The sequence below is a fragment of the Desulfobotulus sapovorans DSM 2055 genome, assembly GCF_059569355.1.
Genome location: NZ_JCANVJ010000051.1, coordinates 1 through 8,485, shown reverse-complemented (window position 1 = coordinate 8,485; position 8,485 = coordinate 1). Strand labels below are relative to the sequence as shown.

General features: G+C 39.6%; 9 protein-coding genes and 2 pseudogenes. All 11 read left to right on the top strand.

Going from position 1 to position 8,485, the window contains the following annotated elements:
• Positions 1 to 228 (top strand): annotated as a pseudogene (locus tag BR04_RS17325) (IS66 family transposase); the annotation flags it as partial.
• A gap of 54 nt (positions 229 to 282) precedes the next feature.
• Positions 283 to 710 (top strand): annotated as a pseudogene (locus BR04_RS17320) (transposase); the annotation flags it as partial.
• Positions 711 to 789: 79 nt separating this feature from the next.
• A complete protein-coding gene (locus BR04_RS17315) occupies positions 790 to 942 on the top strand; it encodes a hypothetical protein (protein WP_496357281.1) in 153 nt (50 codons plus the stop codon).
• A 21-nt stretch (positions 943 to 963) separates the two neighbouring features.
• Positions 964 to 1,230: an acyl carrier protein gene (locus BR04_RS17310; RefSeq protein WP_496357280.1), complete on the top strand. Its 267-nt coding sequence runs from the start codon at positions 964 to 966 to the stop codon at positions 1,228 to 1,230.
• A complete protein-coding gene (locus BR04_RS17305; protein ID WP_496357279.1) occupies positions 1,230 to 1,982 on the top strand; it encodes a hypothetical protein in 753 nt (250 codons plus the stop codon). The genes BR04_RS17310 and BR04_RS17305 overlap by 1 nt, the downstream gene beginning before the upstream one ends.
• Positions 1,975 to 2,886, top strand: a complete 912-nt coding sequence (gene nadE / locus BR04_RS17300; RefSeq protein WP_496357278.1) for an NAD(+) synthase — start codon at positions 1,975 to 1,977, stop codon at positions 2,884 to 2,886. Before BR04_RS17305 ends, nadE begins: the two co-directional genes overlap by 8 nt.
• Positions 2,886 to 4,436, top strand: coding sequence for a class I adenylate-forming enzyme family protein (locus BR04_RS17295; protein ID WP_496357277.1), 1,551 nt, complete (start codon positions 2,886 to 2,888; stop codon positions 4,434 to 4,436). Before nadE ends, BR04_RS17295 begins: the two co-directional genes overlap by 1 nt.
• Positions 4,433 to 5,404, top strand: a complete 972-nt coding sequence (locus BR04_RS17290; protein WP_496357276.1) for a cysteine peptidase family C39 domain-containing protein — start codon at positions 4,433 to 4,435, stop codon at positions 5,402 to 5,404. The genes BR04_RS17295 and BR04_RS17290 overlap by 4 nt, the downstream gene beginning before the upstream one ends.
• Positions 5,405 to 5,406: 2 nt before the next feature.
• Positions 5,407 to 6,363: a 3-oxoacyl-[acyl-carrier-protein] synthase III C-terminal domain-containing protein gene (locus tag BR04_RS17285; protein WP_496357275.1), complete on the top strand. Its 957-nt coding sequence runs from the start codon at positions 5,407 to 5,409 to the stop codon at positions 6,361 to 6,363.
• Positions 6,350 to 7,309: a radical SAM protein gene (locus BR04_RS17280; RefSeq protein ID WP_496357274.1), complete on the top strand. Its 960-nt coding sequence runs from the start codon at positions 6,350 to 6,352 to the stop codon at positions 7,307 to 7,309. Before BR04_RS17285 ends, BR04_RS17280 begins: the two co-directional genes overlap by 14 nt.
• On the top strand, positions 7,299 to 8,315 hold the full coding sequence (locus tag BR04_RS17275) for a cysteine synthase family protein (protein WP_496357273.1): 1,017 nt from the start codon (positions 7,299 to 7,301) through the stop codon (positions 8,313 to 8,315). Before BR04_RS17280 ends, BR04_RS17275 begins: the two co-directional genes overlap by 11 nt.
• The last annotated feature ends 170 nt before the right edge of the window (positions 8,316 to 8,485 follow it).

Here is an 8,485-nt window from a genome sequence, read left to right as displayed (position 1 = left end):
CACAACAATCTCAGCGAGAGGGATATCAGGGAATATGTCAAAAGAAGAAAAATCAGCGGTACGACCCGGAGCGATTTAGGCCGCCAGTGTCGGGATACATTTCTCAGCCTCAAGAAAACCTGCCAGAAACATGGCCTCTCTTTCTGGGATTTCCTCTATGATCGGATCCATGACCTTGGAGCCATCTCCTGTCTGCCACGCCTTGTCGCTGACTCGATCCCTCGCTGAACCTGTTTCTCTGTTTCTATTCACGCTGCCCGGACTTTTGGAGTAGTTACCGACATCCATCCTAAGAGCCTGGTTTTACATTCTTATAATGGCGGGCCTATGAAGGGAGCCACCATGCTTGCGACTCTGGGCAGGCTCGGTATCATTCCATCTTTTTCAAGGCCAAAGGTGAGCAATGACAATCCTTACTCAGAATCTCTTTTCAGAACCATGAAATATCGTCCTGCCTACCCTTCAAAGCCATTTTCTTCCTTGCAGCAGGCTCAGGACTGGGTGGATGACTTTGTCATCTGGTACAACACGGAACACCTTCACAGCAGTATTCACTTTGTGACACCGGATGACCGGCACCACGGCAGGCATCTGGACATTCTCAAGAAGCGTCATGAGGTCTATCAGAACGCCAGAAATGCCCGACCTGAAAGATGGAGACTTCCGACACAAGAAACTGGCAGCCGGAGCTTGAGGTAGCCCTTAATCCAAGTAAAAACAGGGTCATCTCATGGAAAAATCCTGCCTTGAAGCTGCCTGAAAAAAATAAGGCTTCAGGTGACATCTATCTTGACACTTACCGATGGCTCTGTAACCTACAAAGGTAAAACCTATCAGCTTTACCGCCGCTATGCTGGCAAGGCAGTCACTTTTATCGAAGAAAACGGCGAACTCAAATTCTCGATCGAAGGCCGAGTGTTGTCGAAAAGTTATAAGGTGTGAAGGAATAATGGAGATCTGATAATGGATACATTTGAAAAGAGGGTATGCAATACAATACGTGCTATAGCAGATTGGTTACCAAGTGACCAGATAATTGCAAAGTCTCATTCTTTGAGAAAAGATTTGGGCTTTGATTCATTAGCTATTGTCCATTTACAAGTAGCCATCGAAGATGAATTTGATATTCGATTTGACCCAGTAAATACCGATTTTGTTACAGTGTTTGAAACAGTGGGCAGTTTGTCAAATTTTCTATCCACAATAAAATCTACAAAGGAGATACTGTAATGTGGATTGAAATATCAAAGGGAAGCAAGGTCATAACAGATATAGGTTCTGGATTACACCAATACCCTGAATTCTTGGAATCAATTAAACAAGAATTGAAAACGGCTCCGTGCAGTGTATTGATGATAGAGTGCAAAAATGAGTATGATTCAGAAAAACCTGCTTCTGCCTATGAAATAGCACAATTTTTAGGTGTTCCGACAATCTTACCTGTTTCAATCGAAGGGCATGGCATCTCACCTTTTCTAAACGCACTATACATTGCCAGCCTTCATCTTAGGGCAAATACATCATCGGTCATTATTGTAGCTAAACACCCATCAGGAGGGATTCTTGAGCATTCTGATGAGGATCAGACTTTAAAAGTAAAAGAAACAATAATTATCAAATTGTCCCTGAAATTTATACCTCAAAATCCGAGTTCAATATATGCAGTCGCTATTCCTTTCACAGGGGAAAAAATTCCAACTTCTGTACCGGATCATTCTTCGAACATCAAATTTTTTGAAGACCAAGCAGCTCCTAACTGCAAATGGCTTCTAAAAGAATTATCCATAGTAGATAGAGATAAACTGACATCCCTTGATTCAAACAATTTCTGTACGATTAATGCTGATAAAAAATCTTGCTTTGATCTTTTAAAAGACCTCTCAAGCTATATATCAACAGGAATAGTGCTTCAGCGTGATGATTCTGAAGGGCCAAAATGTGAAGAACGGACAATTAACAGGGAGAAGAATGCAAATGAATAATATTGATTTATCACAACAAGATGCAGAGAACGAGAAAAACCGAATTGTTGAGTTTTTAAAAAATTCCCTGATAGGCAAAAAAGCGGTTGTTGGTGTCTCTGGAGGGCTTGATTCTGACGTCGTGGCGCGATTAGTTGCATTAGCCATTGGTTCCAACAATTTAAAATTATTTATAGTTCTTCAGGAAGATATGGAAGAAAGGCATCTTGAGAATGCCCGGGTTCTTGCCCAAGATTTGACAGTACCCTTACAAGAAATTGATTTAAAGAAATATCCTTTTGAGTTTATTAATCAGCTTGCCGATGCTGATCCACAAGAGAATTTCCGTCCTGATGGCCTTCTCGATCCTTCACGGGCTAAATGTTCTTTGAGAACACCAATACTTTCGACATACCAAGATCGAGGATATATCGTAATTGGGACATCAAACAGAACTGAATATGAACTTGGGTTTTTCCTGCCATTTGGGGATGGCATTGCTCATATCAAGCCTATTGCCCATTTATATAAAACACAAGTTCGTCAGATATCCCATATTTTGGGAACACGAATCCCCGTTATTGACCAACCTGCCTCAGCCGGATTTTGGAAGGGTGAAACTGACTTGGAAGATCTCGCATACTGGTTGTTTAATGAAGCCCCTATTCAACAAGAAAGAACATTTACAGATGCAGATATCCTTGAGGTAAATGAAATCAAATCGGAACTGTCTACTGAACGTGTCGATGAGGTTGTATATGCAATTAATTGGCTAAACTTGACAGACAAAACGATAAATTCGGACACAGGCTTGTCGATAAAAAATATCATGAGATTCCGTAGTCTTATCAGGGCTGCATCAGAGTTCAAATGTAAGCCATACAATATCCAATTAGAACCTAACCCAGCTGGGAGTTGTGATTAATGAGAAACACATGCAATCGCATTGAAGACCTATTGATAAATGCTGCTTCACGATTAAGGGCTAAAATAGCCATTATATCCCTGTCAGAAAATTGTGAAATATCATTTCACACTTGGCTTAGCGATGCATATGCCTTTGCAAGATGGCTTAATTCAAACTTTGGTGATAGCCCTGAATGCGTTATTCTTCAAGCATCAAATAGTTATTCCTTTATTTGTGCTATGTTTGGTGGTTTTATTGCAGGAAAAACAATTGTTCCTATCAGCCCAAAGACCGATTCCCGCACATTATCATTTATCCTTAATGATTGTCGACCTATTCTGGGTTTAATCGATGAGAATGTAGGTAAGGATTTATATATAGAAAAAGGGTGTGATGTTTTTGAGTTGCACCAAGTAATAGATGATTTGAAGAGTCTTAATCATGCAAAACAATATTTATCGCAAAATACCAAATCGATATCTAATCTTAATGATATAGCACTGATTATATATACGTCCGGTTCGACAGATTTACCTAAAGGTGTCGTTTGTCCTCATCGGCAAGTCTTATTTGCCACAGCTGCAATTAACTCTATACTTTGCAACTCACCAGAAGATGTTATTCTCTGCGGTCTTCCTTTTTCTTTTGACTATGGTTTATATCAGATATTTTTAATGTTGCATGGTTGTGCAACGTTGATTGTCGCAGAAGATTTTTCTGTTCCTATGGCAATACCCTATTGGATAGATAAGTTCAAGGTGACCGGCTTTCCTGGTGTGCCCTCATTATTTCAGATGTTGATAGAGTCGAGATTGCTTGAACGCGGGCGGTTGGATCAACTTCGCTACTCGACGTCTACAGGAGATGTTTTTCCGGTTGAAACTATCTTAACACTCAAAAGTATCCTCCCCTCAACCACTTTATTTCCAATGTATGGTCTTACAGAATGTAAACGTGTGAGTATTCTACCACCTTGTGATTTCGAAGGGCATGAAGCCTCGGTTGGAAAAGCATTACCCGGAACTAAGGTCTTTGTTGTGAGTGAAGATGGCAAAATATTGCCTGCCAATGAGGTTGGAGAATTGGTTGTGCAGGGGCCGCATGTAATGCAAGGTTACCTAAACAACCCAAGTGGTAGCTCAGTTCGGTTTAGCCTAAACTCATGCACGGATGAGACCTGGCTGCATACTGGTGACATTTTCAGAATAGATAATGAGGGATTTATGTTTTTTGAAGGACGAAAACAAGGTTTTCTCAAACTTAGGGATCAAAGGGTTAGTCCTATTGCTATAGAAAAAACCTTATCAGGACTGACTGATATACAGCAGGTAGTGGTCGTAGGCGTAAAAGATTCATTAGGTAAGGATAGTGTATTTGTTTTTATCAGGCCTGAAAAAGAAAAGAATGTGTCATCGCAAATGATATCCAGTAAGACCCGGGATATTTTACCAGTCCCACTCGCTCCCCACCAGGTTAACATATTTAAAGGAACCTTTCCTGTGACACAAAATGGGAAGATTGATCGAAATACTTTATCAGAAATGGCGTGCAGGATTTTAAAACAATGAAGTTGCGAATTGAAAAAAATATATTGCCATTTCTTGAATCTGGATTCCGAGTCTCAGGTTGTCATACTCAAGCCTTATTGTCCAGTTCGATTGATCTGAAAACGAAGCTCCCTCCTTTTTTGATGGAAGCCTGCACCACAGTACCTTTCGGTATTTCACATGTTGAATCAGACCCTAATCGATTGCTTGATTGTGTAACAGACCCTGATATTGGTTTAAACATTGCTTGCAACGCTTTGGGTATTAAATACCAATACAAATATTTCAAAACGGGAGATCAATCTGCCAGAGCCATAAGTGAGATGTGTGAGTTACTCAAAAATGGACCTGCAGTATTAGGCCCTGTAAATATGGGCAATTTACCATATTTAAGAAATGGCCAGCAATTCATTGGTATCGATCATTACATTGTAGTCGAATCTTTCGATCCCGACACAAGTGATGTAACCATTATTGATCCCGAACGGGTTGGGTCCGTAAGGGTAAAAATTAATGACCTCATCCCAGCATGGGCAGCGATAGGTCTTCGAGAAGGAAAGGGATCATATACAATACGACAAATTATTGAGGTCCCAGATAAAATTGATTGGAGAACATGCCTTTCGGTATTAGCACCGGAGCTTCACAAAAATATAGATAGAATGCAGAGAGAGCTTATTGATAATTTTTGGAGATTTAGCAAGACCACTTTGATTAAAAATCAACATCGCTCTCTTTGGGTTGGCCTTGAATTTTGTTTAAAAACGCGTATTCGAAGAATTTTATGTTGCTGCGGATTCATTTTGCAATTCCTAAATCGAGACGATGCCGTTATGCCTAAACTTTTAGGATTAGCTGAAGACGCGATACTAATTTGCCAAAAGTTGATCAAAAAGCTTTCTATCGAAAATATAATAATTCCTTCTCAGGTATATGAGTTAGTCAATACTGAAATAGAGTTTGGAATTATCTTAAGGAAGGTAATTTAGATATGAGTAAATCCAGATATGGTTTTGAATACTTGCAGTACACAGAACTGCCGCGAAGTTACATTCAGCATCTTGCAAGGGAAGCAGAGCTAAGCGATGAAGATATAAATATAATAGCTGAAAATGGTTTGTCTATGCTTCCTCTTTGTGAACAGAATCCAGACGTACTCTTAAAAAACGCTATTAGAGAACTGCTCAGTTCAAAAGAAGGGATTGAGAATCGTGTAGAACTTGTCCTGTTTCTTCATTCGATACCTGGAATGATTTTGAAGTCCCATACTTTTATTGAAGATCTATTGATTGATACACCATTAGAAAAAGTACCATGTATCCCGATAAGTGGACAACCATGTTCTGTGTTTCACTACGGTATCCAATTAGCTCAACTTTGCCTTAGATCAATCGAAAAAGATTCTGCGGTAATGGTCATAGGAATGGATATAGCCCATAAGATCAAGGATCGGTTCTTTTTTGGTTCAGCTATGGGCGATAGTATTATTACTGGTTGTATTAGTTCATTAGATATAGAGCATGAAATTCTTGGCAGTTTTACAGACACACACATTATAGCAACAAATGGGGAAGATTCTCCTTTTGAAGACATCGCGAAGTTTCGTGCGGCCAACCCAACCTTTATAAGGAATGCTGCGGAAAGCTGTTTAGATTGTGCTGGATTGAATTTGACTGATATTGACTGGATTGTGCCTCATACTCCATACAAAAAAATCTCACAAATTATCGGTGATATGCTTGGTTTCCCGAAAAAAAAAATAATCATGGACTATCTCTATGATACTGGACATCTTAACTCGAATGATTCTTTCTGCCACTACAAGCGCGCATGTAAAGAAGGCAAGATTGGAATAGGACAAAACGCAATGCTGGTAAACCCAGGGTTCGGAGGTACTCGAGGCGTTACGATTTTGAAAAACATAGGAGCTACAAATGACGGTAAATAACATACCTCTTTCTGTGCATATTTTTGCGACTTCTCGTTGCAACTTAAACTGCAGACACTGTTTTATAGAAGCTTCGAGTGCTTCTCGAAATTACCAAGATCTATCTTCTCATTCGATTATTGATGCAATCAGAATTTTACACAAAATAAATCCAAAAGTAGATTTTGAAATTGAGGGGGGTGAAATTACTATGCACCCACAATTTTCGGATATTGTAAGAGGAATAGATGAAGAAATATTCCCTAATATTACCATTACTACCAACGGAACAAATCCAATTGATTTTGGTAAGATGAAACAGATCGGCCATAACGGTTCATTAAGATTAAGAGTATCTGCTGAAGGTCACAACGAAAAGACACACAAGATTTTGCGATCTAACAAGCTGTCAAATGTTTTGAAGTTGGTAGAGGAAGGATCTAAAAATGCCGCAAACATGGTCATTAGGACAACATTGCATTCTGCAAATATAGAATATATCAGTGAAATGATCTCTGCTTATGCTGCAGCCGGTGCCAGAGAAATTCAATTTCTAGAATTTCAACAATGTGGTCGAGGGAAAGAAACCAATAACGCGCATCTTGTCATTGATGAATCTTCCTTTCAAGAGGCTGTTGATGAATTCTGTTCAGTTGCGATACCAAATAGCATAAAGCGTATGACATTGAGCCTTTCAAATAGACGTTTTAAAAGCCTCAAGAGCCGGAGTAATCATTTTTTTCAATCCGCAACAAATAAAATGGGATACACGGGTGCATCATTAACCTTTAACTGGGATGGAAGTATCAGCGTTTGTCCGTGGGAACCCCGTGGGACAGTAGTTGCGGATCGATGGCCCGACGATTTGTCATCATTCGTCATAGATAATCTTGAAAACGGAAAACTATTCCATGAATGTGAATTCTGCAGTGCTTTTAAGTATATAAGGGGGGAGAATGCAAAATAAAAGCGATATTTTTAAAGAGTTCAATAGTTTTCAGTTCGTAAAGACTCCTCTTGTGTGTGTAAATAGATACGTTCCGGCTGGAAATGTATTCCTAAAACTCGAGGGCGAAAATCTGTTTGGTAATATCAAGGCACGTTGTGCTTTTTACATGCTACAAGATATTGTAAACCAGAGGAGTGGAAGCAGCCACTCAATCAACGTAGTGGAATCATCATCTGGCAACTTGGCAATTGCACTTCACAAGCTATCTAATCACTTTAATGTTCATTTTTTGTGTTTGTCTGACAGAACCACCCCGGAAAGTAAACAGAAAGAACTTCTTGATGAAGGGGTCAATGTAGAGTTCGTAGAAAAAATGGGGCATCCGGATTTTCGAACAGCAAGAATCTCTAAGGCTAAAGAATTGCACGAAAAGTCTGACTATATTTGGGTTAACCAGTATGAAAATCCGGCAAATGCCCAGGCTCATTATGAAACCACTGGGCCTGAGATATGGGAGCAGACACAGGGCAATATAGAATGGGTTATAGCCTCGGTCGGCTCAGGCGGAACCATTTCAGGGATTGCCAAATATCTTAAACAGAAAAAACCAACAATAAATATAGTGGGGGTAGAACCACTTGGTTCTACATCTTTTGGTGGAGAAAGCCATCCATATGTCTCTGCCGGTGCAGGAATGCTTGGTGCGTCTAAGTTACTAAAAGCACATTTGAAATACATTGATTATTATGCACAAGTTTCAGATATTCTTGCTGCTATGGAATGTAAAAAGTTTGCGGAACATGAGGGAATTAGCGTTGGGTTGACTACCGGGCACTGTTTGGCAGTAGCGTCACAGTTGACAAATAGACCGAATGAAACAGTTGTTGTAGTGTCAGCAGATACCGGTATTCATTATAAAAAAACAATCAATAATTTAGTCGAATTACCAATTAATAGTAAAATAGGTGCTATACAAATATGTGCTAATAATAATTCTATCAAGGAGGGTTACAATGCCCAATAAGACTATTACCTGTGGTATTGCAATGCCAATATCTGCAATAGGGGATTATACCGAAGACCATTGGAAAGAAGTAAGGTAACTACTCCAAAAGTCCGGGCATTGGTAAAAGAAGCTAAACATTCTCAGCCTGATCTGATAAAGCAAGAAGCATGTTAACACACGACGCCATA